Annotated in this window: 17 protein-coding genes; 5 read left to right on the top strand and 12 right to left on the bottom strand. The window is 39.6% G+C overall.

The features are described 5' to 3' along the window. The first annotated feature begins 68 nt into the window (after positions 1-68). The gene (locus tag RMB03_RS12155; RefSeq protein ID WP_080632450.1) at positions 69-1,019 is read left to right on the top strand and encodes a metal-dependent hydrolase; all 951 of its coding nucleotides are present in this window, start codon (positions 69-71) and stop codon (positions 1,017-1,019) included. Between the two features lie 48 nt (positions 1,020-1,067). Here RMB03_RS12155 and RMB03_RS12150 read toward each other — a convergent pair whose 3' ends face one another. Together RMB03_RS12150 and RMB03_RS12145 are read right to left on the bottom strand one after the other, a co-directional pair. After that, positions 1,068-2,333 (bottom strand): dicarboxylate/amino acid:cation symporter, encoded by a 1,266-nt coding sequence (locus RMB03_RS12150; RefSeq protein ID WP_035359955.1) that lies wholly within the window; start codon positions 2,331-2,333, stop codon positions 1,068-1,070. A 109-nt stretch (positions 2,334-2,442) separates the two neighbouring features. Further along, entirely contained in the window at positions 2,443-3,315 is an 873-nt protein-coding gene (locus RMB03_RS12145; RefSeq protein ID WP_311076383.1) for an acyl-CoA thioesterase II, read from the bottom strand. 276 nt (positions 3,316-3,591) lie between these two features. Here RMB03_RS12145 and plsB point away from each other — a divergent pair, with 276 nt between their 5' ends. Continuing rightward, positions 3,592-6,156: a glycerol-3-phosphate 1-O-acyltransferase PlsB gene (plsB, locus tag RMB03_RS12140; protein ID WP_003653675.1), complete on the top strand. Its 2,565-nt coding sequence runs from the start codon at positions 3,592-3,594 to the stop codon at positions 6,154-6,156. Between the two features lie 45 nt (positions 6,157-6,201). Here the strand turns inward: plsB and RMB03_RS12135 are convergent, their stop codons facing one another. Both RMB03_RS12135 and RMB03_RS12130 read right to left on the bottom strand, forming a co-directional pair. After that, positions 6,202-7,185, bottom strand: coding sequence for a putative solute-binding protein (locus tag RMB03_RS12135; protein WP_311076382.1), 984 nt, complete (start codon positions 7,183-7,185; stop codon positions 6,202-6,204). A 79-nt stretch (positions 7,186-7,264) separates the two neighbouring features. Continuing rightward, positions 7,265-8,080: an SDR family NAD(P)-dependent oxidoreductase gene (locus RMB03_RS12130; protein ID WP_311076381.1), complete on the bottom strand. Its 816-nt coding sequence runs from the start codon at positions 8,078-8,080 to the stop codon at positions 7,265-7,267. Between the two features lie 20 nt (positions 8,081-8,100). On the opposite strand from RMB03_RS12130, the gene recG reads away from it, so the two are divergent. After that, positions 8,101-10,146 carry an ATP-dependent DNA helicase RecG gene (gene recG / locus RMB03_RS12125; RefSeq protein WP_311076379.1) on the top strand — a complete coding sequence of 682 codons (2,046 nt, stop codon included), beginning with the start codon at positions 8,101-8,103 and terminating at the stop codon, positions 10,144-10,146. Further along, positions 10,139-10,768: a phosphoribosyltransferase family protein gene (locus RMB03_RS12120; protein ID WP_311076440.1), complete on the top strand. Its 630-nt coding sequence runs from the start codon at positions 10,139-10,141 to the stop codon at positions 10,766-10,768. Before recG ends, RMB03_RS12120 begins: the two co-directional genes overlap by 8 nt. Before the next feature lie 5 nt (positions 10,769-10,773). On the opposite strand, the gene RMB03_RS12115 is transcribed toward RMB03_RS12120, so the two are convergent. Both RMB03_RS12115 and RMB03_RS12110 read right to left on the bottom strand, forming a co-directional pair. Next, positions 10,774-11,172 carry an NUDIX domain-containing protein gene (locus tag RMB03_RS12115; protein ID WP_311076377.1) on the bottom strand — a complete coding sequence of 133 codons (399 nt, stop codon included), beginning with the start codon at positions 11,170-11,172 and terminating at the stop codon, positions 10,774-10,776. A 13-nt stretch (positions 11,173-11,185) separates the two neighbouring features. Then, on the bottom strand, positions 11,186-11,767 hold the full coding sequence (locus tag RMB03_RS12110) for a TIGR00730 family Rossman fold protein (protein ID WP_005038465.1): 582 nt from the start codon (positions 11,765-11,767) through the stop codon (positions 11,186-11,188). Positions 11,768-11,925: 158 nt separating this feature from the next. Between RMB03_RS12110 and RMB03_RS12105 the strand changes: the two genes are divergently transcribed. Next, a complete protein-coding gene (locus RMB03_RS12105) occupies positions 11,926-12,939 on the top strand; it encodes a magnesium and cobalt transport protein CorA (protein ID WP_004639553.1) in 1,014 nt (337 codons plus the stop codon). Positions 12,940-13,011: 72 nt separating this feature from the next. Here RMB03_RS12105 and RMB03_RS12100 read toward each other — a convergent pair whose 3' ends face one another. The 6 genes from RMB03_RS12100 to RMB03_RS12075 all read right to left on the bottom strand — a co-directional run bounded on the left by RMB03_RS12100 (position 13,012) and on the right by RMB03_RS12075 (position 16,556). Then, the gene (locus RMB03_RS12100; protein ID WP_017390219.1) at positions 13,012-13,299 is read right to left on the bottom strand and encodes a lipid asymmetry maintenance protein MlaB; all 288 of its coding nucleotides are present in this window, start codon (positions 13,297-13,299) and stop codon (positions 13,012-13,014) included. Between the two features lie 11 nt (positions 13,300-13,310). Continuing rightward, the gene (locus RMB03_RS12095) at positions 13,311-13,952 is read right to left on the bottom strand and encodes a phospholipid-binding protein MlaC (protein ID WP_005038459.1); all 642 of its coding nucleotides are present in this window, start codon (positions 13,950-13,952) and stop codon (positions 13,311-13,313) included. Between the two features lie 26 nt (positions 13,953-13,978). Next, positions 13,979-14,662 (bottom strand): outer membrane lipid asymmetry maintenance protein MlaD, encoded by a 684-nt coding sequence (locus RMB03_RS12090; protein WP_311076372.1) that lies wholly within the window; start codon positions 14,660-14,662, stop codon positions 13,979-13,981. Continuing rightward, complete coding sequence (gene mlaE / locus RMB03_RS12085; protein WP_017388296.1) at positions 14,662-15,441, bottom strand: lipid asymmetry maintenance ABC transporter permease subunit MlaE; 780 nt, start codon at positions 15,439-15,441, stop codon at positions 14,662-14,664. Before mlaE ends, RMB03_RS12090 begins: the two co-directional genes overlap by 1 nt. Further along, positions 15,438-16,256 carry an ABC transporter ATP-binding protein gene (locus RMB03_RS12080; RefSeq protein WP_005043907.1) on the bottom strand — a complete coding sequence of 273 codons (819 nt, stop codon included), beginning with the start codon at positions 16,254-16,256 and terminating at the stop codon, positions 15,438-15,440. The genes mlaE and RMB03_RS12080 overlap by 4 nt, the downstream gene beginning before the upstream one ends. Before the next feature lie 90 nt (positions 16,257-16,346). Then, complete coding sequence (locus tag RMB03_RS12075) at positions 16,347-16,556, bottom strand: hypothetical protein (protein ID WP_026055540.1); 210 nt, start codon at positions 16,554-16,556, stop codon at positions 16,347-16,349. Between the last annotated feature and the right edge of the window lie 184 nt (positions 16,557-16,740).

Here is a 16,740-nt window from a genome sequence, read left to right as displayed (position 1 = left end):
GCTAAACACAAATGTAGGGGCTTTTTTTATACTCGTTATAACTTCATCGAGTTAAAAATCAGGAATAAATGATGAAATTGTTATCTTTTTTGAAGAACAAGGCTTTAGGTTCTTCTATTGATTATAAAATTCTTCCACGTAAAGTAAAATTTGACTGGAAAGATACCCCTGTCGACTGGATTCCTAATCAACCTTTCGCAAGTTATTTTATTAATGAAATTAATAATATCTTGCCTGCTGGAGAGTTCTGGTTTTGCCGTTTGTATAATAAGGTTTTACCACAAATTACAGATGAAAAACTTAAGCAGGATGTACAGGCATTTATCCGTCAGGAAGCTATGCATGCCAATGCCCACACTTCTGCAAACAAAGAATATTTAAGCGCACGTAATATTGATATCCAGAGAAATCTGGACATTATGAATTATCTATTTACTATCGCTTTGGCAGATAAGCCGTTTGATAAAGAAGTTCCAAAAATTTTAGAAAAACAGTGGGATTTATTCCGTTTAGGAGTTATTGCAACTGTTGAGCATATGACCTGCGTATTGGGTAAATATGCGTTATATAACGAGCGATGGGAAGAACTAGGCGCAGATCCAGAAATGGTGGATCTGGTTAAATGGCACGGTTCAGAAGAAATTGAACACCGTACGGTTGCCTTTGATTTATATCGTCATCTTGGTGGCGGTTATATTCCACGTTACTATATGAGTCTTGCTGTTATCACACTTGTACTTGGATTATGGGTAGATGGCGCTGCACATATTATGAAACAAGATCCACGTTTCGCTGATGCAGCCAAATCTAGATTTTTTCCAGTGTGGGTTACTTTAGAGTGGTACAAAATTAGCCGAAAAGATAATCAGGTTTTACCTAACCCTCTCTGGCTTATTGCCCAGCAAATTGATTACCTCATGCCTTGGTATGATCCAGTCAAAGAAGGCAGTACTGAAGATGCGGTTAGCTATTTATCGCAATCTCCAGCAGCAAAAAGAGCAGAACTTCAAGCTGCTTAAAATAAAAAAGCAGGATTTAAAATCCTGCTTTTTTTGATCTATAGATAGTTAGACACTGATATCTTTATCTTTCGTATAACGGTCTACAACCACACTAATCATCATATCGCCCTGCACATTTACCACTGTTCTGACTGTATCTAATAAACGATCAATCGGAAGTAAAATTGCAATCGCTTCAGCGGGCAAACCCACAGACTGTAAAACCATAATCATAGTGACCATACCCGCGCTAGGTATTCCTGGGGCTCCGAGTGATGCAATCATTGCTGTTAAGCACACAATAATTTGTTGTGTCAGGTTTAAATCTAGTCCAACCAAATTTGCTACAAACAATGCAGCAGCCGCTTCATATAAAGCAGTACCATCCATGTTTAACTGTGTGCCTAATGGAATAACAAATCCCGCGGTTTGCGGGCGCACGCCTAAGTTTTCTTGCGCACACTTCATACTAAGCGGCATAGTGGCAGAGCTGGAACTGGTTGCAAATGCGGTAATCAGTGCTGTACGCGTCCCTTTAAAAAAGGTCCACGGGCTCATACGGCCAAAAATCCAAAGCAGTAGTGGCAACACAACGGCGCCATGAAAAATAGTTGTGCCCGTTACAACGACTGCAAACTCAGCCAAACGACTTAATACTGAAATATCTTCCGTTGCCATTAACTTTGCTAACAAAGCAAAAATACCCAACGGCGCTAATTTCATGACCCAGCCAACCAGCAGCATCATCATTTCAAAGAACTGGTGACTCAATAAACGAATACTTTTGAAACGTTCCCCACCCTGCACCAAAGCGACACCGACGAATAAAGCAAAGACTACGACGGCTAAAACGTTACCATCACTAAAAGCTTTAAATGGGTTAATTAAAGTATTTTGAATAAAATTAGTGAAAAAACTTGCAGGGTTTAAACTATCTGGTGCTTGATAATTTTGCATAGATGTCTGGAAAATAGAAATATCTATGCCACGTCCAACTTCAAATAAATGAGCACAACTGATACCTAAAATTAAGGCTAAAGTGGTTGTGGTTAAACAGCATAAAAATGTGATTTTCCAGACTGGCCCTAACTGTCCGCCTGCTTGTAGATTTGATACACCTACAACAATCGAACTAAAAATTAAAGGCACTAAAAGCATTTTAAGGAGCCCAATAAAAACGCTACTTAATATTCCAAGCCCATATAAACTATGCTTTACAAAAGCAGTGTCTGGATACATTGTGAGTAGGAAACCAAAGGCTAAACCTAAAATGGCGGCAATCAGAATTTGTGTATTTAAGTTCATATCAGCATTATTTTTTTCAGTTGGCATACCTTTTTACAATATGACATGAGCTTGCTTTTCATTCGAGCAATTTTTTGTCACATCGATCCCATTAAAAAGAAAAAAGCCATCTGGTTAGATGGCTTTTTCGAGGAATTTATTGCGTTTCAATTTCCCGCAAACGGATTAAACCCTCTTGTACTGTACTACATACAAGCTGACCATTTTGCCACATACGACCGAAGTTTAAACCGCGAGAAGCCGCGCTCACTGTGGCTTCCATGTCATAAAGCATCCACTCATCCGCACGCAGTGGACGGTGAAAATAAATTGCATGATCAATGCTTGCACATTGCAAACTTGGAGAAATATAACTCAGCCCATGCGGCCTTAAAGCCGTTGTCATTAAGGTAAAATCTGAATAAAAGGCAACAATTGCTTGATGCAAAGCAATATCATCTAATTGTTTTGGAATACGATCATGTGTGCGGATGTAGTGCGCATTATATGGAGCTTCGGGTTGCGGCTGAAACGGGTTTACCGGATCAATTGGACGAATTTCTACATGACGCTCACGCATGAAACTAGCACGAACATTTTCAGGTACAAAGTTTAGAATACCCTGTTTCAGCTCATTTTCAGATTTAAGCGTTTCTGGTGCAGGATACTCAGGTTCTTGATGTTGATAGTTCAAACCTTCTTCTGGGTTGGCAAAAGAAACCATCGCTGAAAATATTACTCGCCCATGCTGAATTGCACGGACTTGACGACTTACAAAGCTCTTCCCATCCCGTAAACGGTCCACTTCATAGATAATCGGGGCATTAATATCACCACCATATAAAAAGTATGCATGCAAAGAATGCGCTGGGCGATCAGTTGTATAAGATGCTGCACGTAAAGCCTGACCCAAAACCTGTCCACCAAAGACACGTTTACCGACAAGATTACGGCTCATGCCACGGTAAATATTTTCTTCTAGCTTTTCTAAAGTGAGAAGCTCGACCAGTTCTTCGGTTAACGCATTCATGAGAGATACCTTCATATTTCAGGTAAAAAATCGTATTAAAGGACAGATGTGTAGAATCTATTGTGCCATAAAAAACTATTTGAACATGGAACAATCAGTCAACTTATGACGAACATTGCTCATATAACAGCTAAAAATACGATTTTTAACGATAAAATATGCCAAAAGCATTATAATTTATACGCTATTAGCATATTGTTTTTTTCAATAAATGCCTCAAAATAATTACCCTCCGCATTTGGTGCTGGGATTTGTCTTTAAGAAGTAGGAGTTCTTATGTCCAAGAGTGGGTTTGGTCAAATGTATCGTCGGCTTTCGAGTAAACTACTTGACCTCGTGGTAACACCACATGTTCTTGGGGAAGTTCCTACTGAACCAGTATCAGAAACAGAAGCAAAGACTGACCGCCAGAAAGTGGTGTGCTATGTCTTACAAAACCATTCTCGAAGCAATGCTTTGGTGGTTGATGGAGAAACGCGTCGTTTAAATTTAAAACCTGCGTTAGACCCATTAGTTGTTGGCACTCATCAGGAAAAAGCATCGGTTTTATTTTTACAGCATAATGATGAAAATAATTTACTGAATCCGCCTCCTCATGCTTTTCCACCACGCTTACTAAAATTAATTGAAGTCTTACAAGAAAATCCTGAACTTGATATAGAGCTTGTTCCGGTTACCGTTTTATGGGGCCGTACACCAGATAAAGAAGATTCTTGGTTTAAGCTTTTATTTTCAGATACATGGGCTACACCAAGCACCGTTAAGCAATTGGTTAACATTGGCTTGCATGGCCGCCAATCATATTTAGAATTTCATGAACCGCAATCGCTACGTGAACTGGTTGAATATGCACAACAGCATTATCCAAACCTTTCACCAGCTACATATATTGTAAGTACGTTAAATGATTACTTAGATCGTCAACGTGAAGTGGTCTTAGGCCCCGATTTATCGGATCGCCGTAATGTCATGCAGTCAGTTGTAAAATCTCGCGATGTGCAAGAAGCAATTCGCCGTGAAAGTATTCGCGGAAAAGTTAGTATGCTCGAAGCTGAACGTCGTGCGATTGGTTATGTGAATGAAGTGGTATCGGATTATTCACACTCAGCTGTACGCTTTGCCGATCTTGCTTTAACTCGCTTATGGACCCAACTTTATGACGGCGTAGAAGTGCATAACTTCAGCACTGTTCGTGAACTGGCAAAAGATTATGAAGTGGTTTATACACCTTGCCACCGCAGTCACATTGACTATTTATTATTATCCTATGTGATTTATAAACGTGGCTTAATGGTTCCGTATATTGCTGCGGGTGACAACTTAAATCTACCATTTGTAGGGCAACTTTTACGTGGAGGTGGCGCATTCTTTATTCGTCGTTCTTTCCGTGGAAATGGCCTTTATACAACGGTATTTAAAGAATATTTATATAGTATTTTGTCACGCAACACCCCTCTTGAATACTTTATTGAAGGTGGACGTTCGCGTACAGGACGCCTATTACCGCCTAAAACTGGCATGCTTGCGATGACAGTTCATAGCCATTTACGTGGCCGTGCTAAACCTATCGTCTTCTTACCAACTTATATTGGTTATGAACGACTAATGGAAGGCTCGACCTACGTGGGCGAAATGCAAGGTAAACCGAAAGAAGCCGAATCAATTTTTGGTATTGTAAAAACCTTACGAAAAATTGAACGTATTTTCGGTAAAGTCCATGTGAACTTTGGTGAGCCTGTTTTCCTTGATGATCTGCTTAAGCAACATAATGCAGAAAATGTCTATATCGAGAAAAATGACGACCCAATTCCTCAAGCGGTTTCAGATGCAGTAAATAGCTCTGCACATGCAATTTTAGAAAATATTAACCGAGCTGTGGTGATTAACCCTGTCTCTTTACTTTCTATTATTTTGCTTGCAACTCCAAAGCATACGCTTGATGAAGAAATCTGTATTAAGCAGCTTGAAGCTTACCGCAATCTGGCATCAAACTTCCCATATGACCAACGTATGGAAGTAACGCCACTTTCTGGTAAAGAAATTATTGCTTATGGTTTAAAGCTTAAACTCATTAAACGAGTTCAGCATGCGCTCGGCGATATTATTGGGATTGAAGATAATCAAGCCGTTCTTCTGACCTATTTCCGCAATAACATTTTGCACGCCTTTGTTTTACCATCATTGGTTGCATCACTTGTTGAACACAATGGAAAAATCAGCCGTTCAGATTTAACCAATGTCATCTATACCCTGTATCCATTCTTGAAGGCAGAGTTATTCCTTAAATGGAAGAGTAGCGAGCTTAAAGAACAAATTGAGCAATATGCAGATGCGTTGGTTCAATCGAAACTGATTCAACAAGACGATGAAGGTAACTTGATTAGCTCTGCACCAAATACTGAAGAGCATAATCAACTCGTTGTTTTAGCTACTCCTGTTAAGCAAAGCCTTGAGCGTTACTACATGACGCTTGCGCTAATTACTCAACGTGGTTCGGGTAATATTTCTGCTAAACAGGTTGAAGAATTAAGTCATTTACTCGGACAACGTTTGTCTGTTCTATATGAATTTAATTCGCCAGAGTTCTTTGACAAAGCTTTATTCCAAAGCTTCTTAAAAGTACTTACACAGCAAAATTACATTCGAACCAATGACCAAGGCCAAATCGAGTTTGATGATAATTTCCGTCAAATGGCTGCGGGTGCACAATTAGTTCTTGATGAAGTAACCTTACAAATGTTGCAACACATCACGACCTTTACCGATGAAGAATTAAAAGATGCGCTTGAAGCTATGGCATCTCAACAAGCAAAACGACGATTAAAACGTAAAAAATCTTAAGATTTTAGTCAAAATAAAAGGCAACGAAAGTTGCCTTTTATTTTATTAGCGAGTTGGACATTCAAAATAACGTGGATCATCCATGCAACGTAGACGCTTCATAAGTTGAACAAAATAAGCATCGTAATAACCTGAAAGTACATACTGATTGCGTATTTTTGCAACCATAACGTCATAGCTCTGCTTTTCATAAAAAGAGACATCTACCCAGTAATAGGCAGGTAAATGGTTTTCCCACTGGGTCGCACGGTTAGTCAGTAATTGGCTGTTTTGAACAAACCATCCTCGAATTTTTCGGCCAAAATTAGCCGGATAAGCTTGTGGTTTAATAATTAAATTGACGCCGAAATATGCCAAAGGAAAGTTAATGACTTGGACATCTGGTCCAAATTCTTTTTGTAAGTTATATGGCAATAGTCCATATATTGGGACAGGAACAATATCGATTTTGTTTTGCTTAAACTGAACAATCGCATTAGATAAATCAACATAAACTGGCTGACCACCCACACTTCGCACCAATGCCTGTTGTGGTGGATTATTTGGTAACACCCCAATACGCTGATTTCTTAATTGAGCAACTCTAGAGATTTTCTTATTTTTTAGAACCATATAGGCAGTGCCAATTGGAATCATCCCTACCGCTTCATAGTCCTTAGAAATTAGCCTTTTCTCGACTGTTGGATGATTCAAAAGCTGCAATAAGCTTTTAGCGGTACGATTATTAGGAATAAGCCCGATACCTGAGGTGCTCCCCATAAACTGGTTATAACGATAAGTATTAAAATTAGATGCCGCTAAACCAGAACATTTACCCTCGTCAAATGCTTGTATGGCCTGTTGTTCCTTTTGATAGGTAACCACTTTAAATTTGACTTGATATTGCTGGGCATATAACCGAATGTCATTTAAACGACGTGTGATATCCCCTTGGGAGCCAATCGGATCATATGCACACCACACCTGATCCTCTGCCCAACTCGCAACAGCTGTTAAGCTCAAAATAAGAGCTAAGCAAATTTTTTTCACTTTCAACCTTTTTATCTTTATCGGCAATTTGGCTGCCTCATCAGGTATTTCTATGCTTATTTAAAGTTTAATCAAAATTTTATTTTGTACCATGAACATTTAAACATAATAAATAGTCATTAAAGCAAATTGGGTGCTCTAATTGAAAACCTGTTTGAAGCAAATGTTTAGCATAAATTCTTTTACCTGAAGTTTGGTTCGATTCTAAAGTTAACTCAGGCAATCCCAATTGTTTTTGAAACCACAATATAATTTCATGCAAGGGCAATGGTTGATTATTAGTCATAATATAACTCGCTTGATGATTTTCATAATCAGCCATAAAAGCCAAAAATCTTGCTAAATCATCAATATGTATTCGATTGCTATAATGTATATTTGGATAGCTTTGACTATTTTCAGCCATTTTCTTCAAACGGGCAACGGAAGTTCCATAAATACCTGTAGGACGAACAATTACACATTGGTTTGGATAATGCTTCTGCCAAAGCAACTCCATATTACGTAAGATATGGCCTTGTGCATCGCTTGGTTGAATTTCACTAAAATCATCAATGATCTCCCCTGCATTTTCACCATATACCCGCGTAGAAGAGACTACGATTATTTTTTTCACCGGATGTGGTTTTAATGCTTCTCGAATCGGTTCAATACTATCTACATACGTATGCTGATAGCCCTCAACCGTACCTTCTGTCGGGGAAAGTAAAATATATACAACATCTACAGGTTCAATTTTACTTAAATCGAGTTTAAAGATATCTTGAACAAGATGGGTTGCGTAACTATCTGTTTTTACACTACGGCTGATTGTGGTAATTTGATGTTCTTTCTCAAATAGTTGTTTAGCAACACGCTGAGATGTTTTACCATAACCGATAAATAATATATGCATAGAAAACTCGTTGAGGGGACATGACTTCAGTCCATCAGTTACAAGGCGTTGGATCGGCTTCAGCAGCCCTGCTCGAAAAACTAAATATTTTTACCACAGATGATTTACTGTTTCATCTGCCACGTGATTATGAAGACCGCAGTACGATTATTGCAATGAATCAACTTGTGGTTGGGCGTAGCTATTTACTCGAAGGTGAGGTCAGATCAATTGATTTCCCTCCGGGAAAACGAAAATCTATGGCAGCCTTGGTTCAAGATGAATTCGGTAAAGTCACCTTACGCTTTTATCATATTTATAAAAACCTGACTGACAAAATAAAACCAGGTCATCGCTTACGTATTTTTGGTGAAGTTCGCGTAGGTGTTCGCGGCCTTGAGATGTATCATCCCGAAATTCAACTCATTAATGACCATACTCCCCTACCCAAGACTCAGCTTACAGCAATTTACCCAAGTACGGATGGGCTAACCCAACCCAAACTGCGTGAATATGTAAAACAAGCTTTAAAGCATCATAGTGATGCCTTACCAGAGCTGCTCCCAAAACAATATACCAATGGCTATGCGCTTAAAGAGGCTTTGTATTACATTCATGAGCCTCCAGTTGATGCCAATATGGTCCAGTTGGCTCAAGGTTCACACCCCGCACAGCAACGGCTTATTTTTGAAGAGTTGGTTGCACACCAAATTAGTTTACTTAATCGACGTGCTTATATTCGCCAAATTGCTTCTCCAGCTTTTTCAAGCAGCAAAATATTAGCCAAAAAACTATTAGAAGCTTTACCTTTTCAAATGACCAATGCACAAAAACGTGTATCTAAAGAAATTTTGAATGATTTGAAGCAGAACCAACCAATGCTTCGATTAGTGCAAGGCGATGTAGGAGCTGGAAAGACCTTGGTTGCAGCTGTGGCTGCTTGCCATGCTTTAGAAGCTGATTGGCAAGTTGCATTAATGGCCCCGACCGAGATTCTTGCAGAACAGCACTATTTGAATTTTAAGCGTTGGTTTGAACCCTTAGGCATTACTGTGGCATGGTTGTCTGGAAAACAAAAAGGTAAAGCGCGTGCTCAAGCAGAGCAGCAAATTAAAGAAGGTCATGCCGAACTTATTATTGGAACACATGCGTTATTTCAAGATAATGTTGGCTTCGCCAAATTAGGTCTAGTGATTATTGATGAACAACATCGTTTTGGCGTAGATCAGCGCCTAGCTCTGCGTAATAAAGGTGCTGAGCAGTTTACTCCACACCAACTCGTCATGACAGCCACCCCTATTCCACGAACACTGGCAATGAGTGCGTATGGTGATTTAGACACATCAATTATTGATGAGTTACCACCGGGTCGTACCCCAATTCAAACCGTTACCATTCCTCTTGATCGTCGTGAGGAAGTACTCCAACGAATTGCTTCAAATTGCAGAGATGGAAAACAGGCTTATTGGGTTTGTACACTGGTTGAACAGTCTGAAACTTTAGATGCTCAAGCAGCAGAAGCAACTTATCAAGAAATGAAAGAGCGCTTTCCTGAGCTCAATATTGGCTTAGTGCATGGCAAAATGAAAGCCGACGAAAAGCAAGCGGTCATGCAAGCGTTTAAGAATAATGAATTACAGCTTCTTATTGCAACGACAGTCATTGAAGTTGGAGTAGATGTTCCCAACTCCTCTATTATGGTGATTGAAAATGCCGAGCGTTTAGGACTTTCTCAGTTACACCAATTACGTGGTCGTGTCGGTCGAGGCGCTCAAGCCAGCTTTTGCGTACTTTTATATAAAACACCGCTTTCACAAAATGGCCAAGAGAGACTTTCTATTTTAAGAGAAAGTAATGATGGCTTTGTGATTGCAGAAAAAGATCTTGAGTTACGCGGGCCGGGTGAATTACTAGGTACTAAACAAACTGGAGATATGGGGTTTAGAGTTGCTCGTTTAGAACGAGATGACCACTTACTGAGTCAAGCTCATTATGTAGCTCAGCAAGTGTTAAAAGATTATCCAGAACAAGCAGATGCGCTATTAAAACGGTGGCTTCCAGAAGCGCCTCGTTATGCATATGTTTAGTTTCTTAAATCCGCAGCATCTTATCCACTCACTCTCACCTTGCTTGTTGTGTGAGTCAGGTATGCGAGAAAAACATTCGCTCTGTAAAAACTGTTGGGAACAGTTACCTTGGCTTAAACAAATAATTCAACGTAATGATCAATCAGTTCTTGTGGCCTGTGATTATGCATATCCAATCAATCGGATCATTCAGCAGTTTAAATATGAACAAAAATTACATTATCAAATCTTATTAGGTGAAATTTTACAACAACTCAAATTTCCTAAGGCACAGGCTATTGTACCTATGCCAATTTCGAATCAACGCTTAATTGAACGTGGTTTTAATCAGTCACTATTACTCGCAAATATCTTAAGCAAGCAATTAAAAATACCTGTTTGGCAGCCAGTGCAACGCCTTGCTGAGCATTCACAAAAAGGGCTTTCTCGACTGGAACGCTTTGAGAACATCGAACAACAATTCATTGCATTTACTCAAGAAAAACGGCGTTATCGCCGTGTTCTGATTATTGATGATGTCGTTACCACCGGAAGTTCAATTTATGCGCTCAGTCAAGCACTTAAACAATTAGGCTGCACATCCATCCATGCCGCTTGTTTAGCGGCAACTTTAACGAGCTAAGATGATTAAACCGTAGATAAATGCTGCTCGCACCAAGGAATAACAATTTCACGGGTTAATGGTGCGAGGTGAGTTTCTGAATCACTTAAATCCACCCATTTCATTTCTGCAATTTCGGCAGCAATTTTAGGAGCCTGATCGAGTTGAACAAGATATAAATGACTGACCAGAATATGATCTGGTTCATTCGCCGCTGCTGTTTCAAAACGACCAAGAAATTGCTCAATTACACAAAAACTTCCAACTTCTTCTAAAATCTCTCGCTGCATTGTGATCTCTGGCGCCTCATTAGGTTCCAGCTTACCACCCACTTGCATAAAAGCATGGGTATTACGCTTTCTTACGAGCAATAACTGATTTTGCTCGTTCAAGATCACTGCAGCAGCGACCGTAATTGTTTTCACCTATTTAACCTCTTTATGGCTGTACATCAGCATTTGCCCATTTTGGAGCAGGAGCCTGATATTGTTCAAATTGTTGAAGAATATCTTCGATTTTGTCTGATGCGATCAATTTATCAACGAACCGTGCTTGGCTAAATCCATTATCTACCGTTCCTTGAATCATTTTAAGTAAATCTTCATAAAAGCCAGCTACATTTAAGAAAGCACATGGCTTTTGATGAATACCTAATTGCGCCCACGTCCATTGTTCAAAGATTTCTTCCAATGTACCCGCACCGCCTGGTAAAGCAATAAAGCCATCGGAAAGATCTGCCATTTTGGTCTTACGCTCATGCATATTTTCGACAACATATAATTTGGTTAAGCCCGGATGAGCTAACTCACGATCGACCAAAGCACGAGGTATCACTCCAATGACTTGTCCACCTGCCCGTAAGGCACTATCAGCGACAACGCCCATTAAGCCTGAGCGACCACCACCATAAACCAAGGTCTTACCTTGTTTTGCAATAGCCTCGCCTGTAGTTTGCGCAACTTGTTGGAAAATTGGGTTTGAACCAAGAGATGAACCACAGAAAATACAAATTGAATTCATAGTGTAAAAAACCGTTTTATTGAACTGTCATGCTGACAAACTAAACTATCGATAAAGTTTTTTTTTGCAAAATAGCGTATTAGCAAGTGTTTTTCGGCAAATCCTTGTCTAAAATACACCCATCCATTTCCATCAGACTGCGTGAGGAAAAAAGACACATGCTTGAAGCCTTTTATGCCACAGAACGCGGAAGTCTGGAAGATGCCACCATCAATGGTGGATTTGATCTACATCCCGAATTAGTCTGGCTTGATCTTATTGCCCCCTCGCAAGAAGAGCAACAATGGGTCTTAGATGCCTATGATCAAAACTTACCCACACTAAAGTCGCTTGAAGATATTTCATCCTCAGCACGATTTTACCGTGATGATGACGGTATTTTGCATATCAGCACCTATTTTTTAACGAAAAATAAAAATTATCAAGTTGATGGTGATGCAGAAGACTCTTCACATATTTTAGCGATGGTGCAAACGGTTGCATTTATCTTACATAAAGACCGTCTCTTTACGATGCGGGGAGAAAAATTAGTTGCCTTTCGTGCCTTCCGTGCACGTGCCCGTCGAAATGACTATGACATGGACTATAAAGATCCAACATGGATTTTATTAGGCCTTCTTGAGGCAAAACTTGATGAGCTTGCGGATATCTTAGAAGATATCCACAAAGATTTAGAAAAATACTCTACCGAAGTTCTAAATAATCACCAGCGTGAACAAATTCTAGATCTTGACGACATGATTACACGCCTAGCTCAACAAGAAGATATGCTAGGAAAAGCTCAGCTCTGTTTAATTGATTTGCGACGTGTACTTACTTTTTTATCACGTCCTCGCGCATTAGGCAGTCATATTTACGATGCGGATATTCGAGAACTTAGTGAAGATGTTCGCTCGCTCGTAGAACATGATGCCTTCTTATTCCAAAAAGTACGATTCTTGCTTGATACAACGTCTGGATTCATTAATACCGAGCAGAATGACACGATCCGTCGATTCTCGATCTTACCAAGTATGTTAGCTCCACCTATGCTCATTGCCAGCATCTATGGTATGAACACAGATGTGCTACCTTTCGCACATGGTACAACTAGTTTCTTTATTGTTTTACTCATTATTATGGGCTTCTTTATTGGCCCTATTATTTACTTCCGCTGGAAGAAATGGATCTAAGCTTTGTAATAAAATGCTAATTCCAAGCATAAAAAAGCACCTATATTTAGGTGCTTTTTTATATTTTACAGATCAAATCAAATGTAGATCTTCCTGCAAATGGCAGGCTTGAATAATCTTCAGCATTTTTTCGGGTACATTTTTAAAATGTAAACCAGTATTCTGCGGAGTAACACGTAGCCATTGAACTAAAACAGCCAATGCCAAGGTACTACCATGCTCAAGCTGTGTTAAATCTACCACTAAAGGAAAGCTTTGTTGCTTCTTAATGATATCTAACCCAGCTTTATACTGTTGTTCGGCATTTTGAAAATCAATTTTTCCCGAAACAACCAATTGTTGGTTGAGATACTGAACCACTATTCACCTACTTATTTCTGTTTGTTCTGATTAACAGCAGCGTCTGCATCCGGTTGGAAGGTTGCAATTGCTTTATTTAAATCGCCACCATTACGCTTCACAGTTGCAGCAAACTGGTTACGGAACTGCAATCCTAAATCAATACCAGAAACATTGATATTACGGATTTTCCACTGAGTACCTTTATCAGCTAACTGGAAAGACACAGGAATTTTTTCACCATTGTGATTAAAGTCCAATGTCACTACAGGATTTTTACCCGCAGTTGCTTTATAAGGACGCATTGTATAGCTTTGGTTCGTATACTTAGCAAATGCACTACCGTAATTTTCAATTAACGTATTACGGAAGTTTGTTTCAAACTGAGCACGTTGTGCAGCTGTACTATACTGATTAGTCGCATAAGTACCCATTACAATACGTGTAAATGCTTGTGAATCAACATACGGGTCTAAATTCTGACGTACGATAGCCTTCACTAAAGCAGGGTTTGCTTGCAATTTAGCATGATCAGCTTTTAAACGAGCAATCAAACCATCAGCAACACGCTTGATAAAATCAGGTGGTGCTTCTGAAGGCGCAGCAAAAGCTGTACCTGCAATCATGGTAGACAAAAGACTTGCTGTCAGGGTTTGTTTAAACAACGTATTCACCAGGAACCACTCCTTCAAATAATCTTTTACTCAACAAATGATGCTTGTGCACTATCTTTATTAGTGCTTGCAGGAGCATCTGCTTCTGTTGAGCTTGAACCGGCAGCAACTTTACCAGCCCCGCCACCAGTAATAAATTTACTAATTAAATCTTCTAAATCCATAGTTCCTTGAGTGTTTGAAATCGTGTCACCTCGTTTTAGGTAGTTCACACCACCACCAGGTACAACTTTCAAATATTTCTCACCCAACAAACCATTCGTTGCTACCATTATATAAGCATCTTCATCAATACTTGTGATGGAGGTCATGTTACTGGTCAGTTGCTGTTCCATTGCTTTTTGTTGCTCTGGAGAAGCCTGAGTATAATCTGAGCTATAACGTAACTCTTCCAGTGCATTTTTCTGAACTTCTTTTAATTGTTCAGAATTGAAACTTGTCAACTTTCCATCTAAACCAAATGTTACGGTAGCCAAACGCGTAACCGGATCAAGCGTAATCGAATCAACACGACCAATTGTAACACCACTCATTGTTACTTTAGCACGAGGCTTTAGACCATTGACGTTATCAAACTGAGCCTTCATGGTATAACTATCACTTAAGTTCGTACCGACAAGACCACTGACTTTCATCGCTAAAAAAAACAACGCAATACCGAAGATAATAACAAAGATACCAACGGCCAGTTCACTACTACGTGATTTCATTAAATCCCTCCGAACATGACCGCAGTCAACACGAAATCAAAACCTAAAACACATAATGAAGAATACACAACCGTCCGAGTCATTGCCGTTGCAATGCCTTCTGGTGTCGGATCACAGGCATAGCCTTGATAAACAGCGACCCATGTACAAATCAAAGCAAAAACAATACTTTTAATAATCGTGCCATTGAAAATGTCATGCCAGAAACGCACTGTATTTTGCATACCACTCCAGAAGGAGCCTTCATCAGCACCCAAAAAGTCAACACCGACCATCTTGCCACCAATAATACCAATCGCAGCAAATATCACAGTTAACATTGGCAAACTGACTATACCTGCCCAAAGACGTGGTGATACGATTTGCTTTAAAGGGTCAACCCCGATCATTTCCATACTGGCAAGCTGTTCGCTTTGCTTCATTGAACCAATTTCGGCAGTCAATGCAGAACCGGCCCGTCCTGCAAATAGCAATGCAGCAACCACAGAAGCAAGCTCACGGAGTAGGGTTAACGAAATCGCTGTACCCAACATCGACTCAGCACCGAAAGTAACCAAAATGCTATACATCTGCAAGCCAAGAACCGCACCAATAAACAAACCAGAAACGGTAATAATAAGTAAGGACATCACACCTACGCGGTGCATTTGGTAACCAAAACGACCAAAACCACCCTTGGTAGGAAATGAAAAAATAATCTGCAAGAGCATTAGTGCCGCAGCACCAATGCCTCGAATCCGCTCAATAACGAGTCTACCTAACCAGGCAATCGTATTCATGGACGAACCTCGTTATTTAAATAGGCTTGAGGACTAAATTGATATTCAACCGGTCCTTCTGCCGAACCTGTTAAGAATTGGTGTACAAATGGAGAAGCATATTTTTGCAAATCTTCAGGTGTACCCTCACCCTGGATTTTTCCTTCTGCTACCACATAAATGTAGTCAGCAATCGATAATGTTTCTGCGACATCATGCGAAACAATAATTGTTGTTAAATCCAAAGCTTCTCTTAACGAACGGATTAAACGTGTTAAAACACCTTTTACAATCGGATCTTGACCAGCAAAAGGTTCATCGTACATGATTAAATCTGGATCAAGTGCAATCGCGCGAGCCAACGCTACACGACGATTCATACCACCTGAAAGTTCTGTCGGCATTAATTGTTCAGAACCACGTAGACCCACTGATTCAAGTTTTAACGCAACCAGTTCAGCAATGAGATTTTCAGGAAGCTTAGTATGCGCTCGAATTGGAAACGCCACATTTTCATAAACGGACATATCCGTAAATAAAGCTCCGCTCTGAAATAACATTCCCATACGTGCACGGGCGGAAAAAAGTTCCTGACGAGACATTTTGGCAATATCTTTTGTGTCGAGTAAAACTTCCCCCTGATCTGGAACAAGCTGCCCACCAATCAGACGTAATAAAGTTGTTTTACCTGTACCAGAAGGTCCCATAATGGCCGTAATCTGGCCTCGACGTATATTTAAACTAATATTGTCATAAATGACGCGTTCCCCTCGATTAAAACTCAAGTTTTTCACTTCAATAAGTGGTTGAGTCGAGAGAGGAGTTTTATTATTCATAATGGCAATCGTTCCTGCACTTTTATGCACGCATACTATAACACTGAAAATTAGCAAACTTGTTGTAATTTTAACAAAAGCAAATCTAACTTATTTTATAGAAATAGAAGAGGTATGTTCGTAAAAAGAGGTCAATTCAGAAGCTTGGAATTGCTCAACAGAACTTCCATTTATAAAAGCGTAGGCGAAGTAAACACCATTACACAAAACGAGTGCAATAAAGAGATAAGGCAAACCATGCTGAACCAAAAGGTTCTTCAATTGTGCCATTATTGTTTCTTTTCGCTTACTTTTACGCATTATTTAATAAAAAATTGAACCAATTCACATTTTGTTAGTTTATAACAAAACTGAAAAATAAAAAAGGCCAGTATTTTACTGGCCTTTTTTTCAAACTAAATATTGATTAGCGGTCGAATTTACGACGCGGTGGTTTATCATCGAAGCTACGACGCGGACGATCTTCACCACCAAAGCTACGTTT

Source organism: Acinetobacter sp. V91_7, from assembly GCF_031799075.1.
Taxonomy (GTDB): Bacteria; Pseudomonadota; Gammaproteobacteria; order Pseudomonadales; family Moraxellaceae; genus Acinetobacter; species Acinetobacter calcoaceticus.
Note: the sequence above shows the minus strand (reverse complement) of the source record. Positions and strands in the feature narration are given on the sequence as shown.